This is a genomic window from Albidovulum sp. (genome assembly GCF_049646345.1).
Classification (GTDB): Bacteria; Pseudomonadota; Alphaproteobacteria; order Rhodobacterales; family Rhodobacteraceae; genus Albidovulum.
In genome coordinates this window covers 1-2,335 of sequence record NZ_JBARVQ010000316.1, presented here as the reverse complement: position 1 = coordinate 2,335, position 2,335 = coordinate 1, and the positions used below count along the sequence as shown (strand labels likewise).

Annotated in this window: 2 protein-coding genes; both read right to left on the bottom strand. The window is 62.1% G+C overall.

Going from position 1 to position 2,335, the window contains the following annotated elements; all coding sequences use genetic code 11:
• Positions 1–106: 106 nt before the first annotated feature.
• A complete protein-coding gene (locus WBB85_RS08025; protein ID WP_432638099.1) occupies positions 107–493 on the bottom strand; it encodes an MAPEG family protein in 387 nt (128 codons plus the stop codon).
• A 48-nt stretch (positions 494–541) separates the two neighbouring features.
• Positions 542–2,335: pyruvate carboxylase subunit B (locus tag WBB85_RS08020; RefSeq protein WP_432638098.1), on the bottom strand; the 1,794-nt coding region annotated here is incomplete at its 5' end.

The window sequence follows — 2,335 nt, the reverse complement described above, 5'->3', positions numbered from 1 at the left end:
GGGCATGGTGGGACGCCGCCGCAAGGCCTGATTCCCAAAGGATTGAAGATCGAAAACGGGCGCTTCGGCGCCCGTTTTTGTTTGTCGGGACGCTGAGTGCGATGTGTCAGTTCAGGGCCGTGAAGATTACGAGGACGGCGGAGACTGTGATCATTGCCATGGTCAGGACCATACCGCCGATCCGAAATGGTGGAAATTGGGGCGTGCGTCCGAACCCGACCGCATGCATCACCCGACCGGCAACGAGACCGAGGCCGAGCAGGTGAAGAACCGCAGGGGACAGGCCCTGAAGCTCTGCGATCGTCAGCAGGATCACTCCGATTGGCGCATATTCGGCGCAGTTGGCCTGCACCCGTATCCGCTTGATCAGGTCCTTGTTTTCGCCGTCGCCCACGGAAACATGATGGTTGTACCGCCCCCTGATAACGCGGGCACTGAGACCGATGAAAAGCAACCCGAGCAGACCGGCGTAGATTGGGCTGATGTGGAGCATGGTTCGGGAGTCCTTTGATTGCCGGGCAAAGTTAGCTCCCGTGCCTGATCAGTCCAGTTCTATCAGCAAGTCCTTGGCGTCGATCTGCGCGCCCGGCGTGACGTGGACGGCCTTGACGGTGGCGTCGCGGTCGGCATGCAGCCCGGTTTCCATCTTCATCGCCTCGATGGTGAGCAAGAGGTCGCCCTGCTTGACCTTCATCCCCGGCTTCGCGGCGACGGTCGCAACGACGCCCGGCATCGGCGCGCCGATATGGTTGGGATTGCCGGCTTCAGCCTTGGGGCGCACCACGGCGGTGGATTTGACCCGGCGGTTGGGAACCCGGATCAGGCGCGGCTGGCCGTTGAGTTCGAAGAACACCTTGGCCTCGCCTTCGGCATTGGTTTCGCCGATCGCCTGGCAGCGGATTTCGAGCGTCTTTCCGGGGTCGATTTCTGCCGTGATCTCTTCGCTGGGCTCCATGCCGTAGAAGAAAGTGCGTGTCGGCAGCGTGCGCACGGGGCCATAGGTGCGGTGGCGACCCATGTAATCGAGGAACACCTTGGGATACATCAGGTAGCCGTTCAGATCCTCGTCGTCGACCTTGAAGCCTTCGAGCGTTTTCGACAGTTCGGCCCGCGTCGCTTCCAGATCGACCGGGGGCAGGGCCTTGCCGGGGCGTTCGGACAACGGTTTGTCGCCCTTCAGGACCTTTTTCTGGATGGCCTTGGGCCAGCCGCCCGGGGGCTGGCCGAGATTGCCGTGCATCATGTCGATGACGCTGTCGGGAAATGAAACCTCGATATCCGGGTTTTCGACATCGGCACGGGTGAGGCCCTGACTGACCATCATCAGCGCCATGTCGCCGACGACCTTGGAGGTAGGCGTCACTTTGACGATATCGCCGAACATCTGGTTGACGTCGTGATAGGTCTGGGCGACCTCGTGCCAGCGGTCTTCAAGGCCAAGGGACCGCGCCTGCGCCTTGAGGTTGGTGAACTGGCCACCGGGCATTTCGTGCAGGTAGACCTCGGACGAGGGGGCCTGCAACCCGGATTCAAAGGCGGCGTAATGGGCGCGGACCTGTTCCCAGTAGTTGGAGATCTCGCGGATCGCACCGATATCGAGCCCGGTGCTGCGATCGGTCTGCGAGAGGGCTTCGACAAGTGTGCCGAGCGTCGGCTGCGAGGTGTTGCCCGAGAGCGAGTCCATCGCCGCGTCGACAGCATCGACCCCTGCCTCGGAGGCGGCAAGGATGGTGGCGCAGGCAATGCCGGCGGTGTCATGGGTGTGGAAGTGGATCGGCAGGCCGACCTCTTCTTTCAGTGCCTTGAAAAGCACGCGGGCGGCGGCGGGTTTCAGAAGGCCCGCCATGTCCTTGAGGCCGAGGATATGAGCCCCCGACGCCTCGAGTTCCTTGGCCATGCCGACGTAGTATTTCAGGTCATATTTCGACCGGGCCGGGTCCAGCATGTCGCCGGTGTAGCAGATCGACGCCTCGAGCACCTTGTCGGCCGCGATCACAGCATCCATCGCGACACGCATGTTTTCGGCCCAGTTCAACGGGTCGAAGACGCGGAAGATATCCACCCCGGATTTCGCCGACTGGGCAACGAAACTTTGCACGACATTATCGGGGTAGTTGGTGTAGCCGACGCCGTTTGAGGCGCGCAGCAGCATCTGTGTCATCACATTGGGCATTGCTGCACGCAGGTCGCGCAGGCGCTGCCATGGGCATTCCTGCAAGAAGCGATAGGCGACATCGAACGTCGCGCCGCCCCAGCATTCGACCGAGAACAGTTCTGGCAGGTTGGCGGCATAGGCGGGGGCCACGCGGATCATGTCGATCGAGCGCATCCGGGT

What these genes read in the sequence shown, in the direction of transcription:
- WBB85_RS08025 (WP_432638099.1), bottom strand. Translation starts at nt 493, where the DNA reads ATGCTCCACATCAGCCCAATCTACGCCGGTCTGCTCGGGTTGCTTTTC.